At 69.0% G+C, this 507-nt stretch carries 1 protein-coding gene; it reads left to right on the forward strand.

Annotated elements, in window-relative coordinates:
• Window positions 1-40: 40 nt before the first annotated feature.
• Window positions 41-507 (forward strand): AMP-binding protein (locus J0695_RS42450; RefSeq protein WP_307798915.1); only part of this gene is annotated, 467 nt, incomplete at its 3' end.

Raw genomic sequence — 507 nt, forward strand, 5'->3', positions numbered from 1 at the left:
GGGTGTGGGGGCGGCGCGTGTGGTGCCGTCGTTGCTGGAGGTGCTGGACCCCAGCGACCTGGCGCATGTCGGGACGGGGTTGGTGGGTGCGGAGGCGGTCAGTGAGGGTGTGGCGCGGCGTTGGTCGGATGGGCGTCGGCTGGTGAACACTTATGGTCCGACTGAGGCGACGGTGATGGTGGCTGCGGAGACGGTCGATGCTGATCGTCCGGGGGCGGTGCCCTTCGGCCGCCCGATCGCCAACACCCGCATGTTCGTGCTCGACACCGGGCTTCAGCCGGTGCCCGTCGGGGTGGCCGGTGAACTGTATGTGGCCGGTGCGGGTGTGGCGCGTGGCTATGTGGGTCGTCCGGGGTTGACGGGTGAGCGTTTCGTGGCCTGCCCCTTCGGTCCGGGTTCCGGGGAGCGGATGTACCGCACCGGGGACCTGGTCAAGTGGACGTCCGATGGGCAGTTGGTGTTCGTCGGCCGGGCGGATGAGCAGGTGAAGGTGCGTGGGTTCCGTAT

Origin of the sequence: Streptomyces beijiangensis, from assembly GCF_017315755.1 — a bacterium.
In the GTDB taxonomy this organism is placed as follows: Bacteria; Actinomycetota; Actinomycetes; order Streptomycetales; family Streptomycetaceae; genus Streptomyces; species Streptomyces beijiangensis.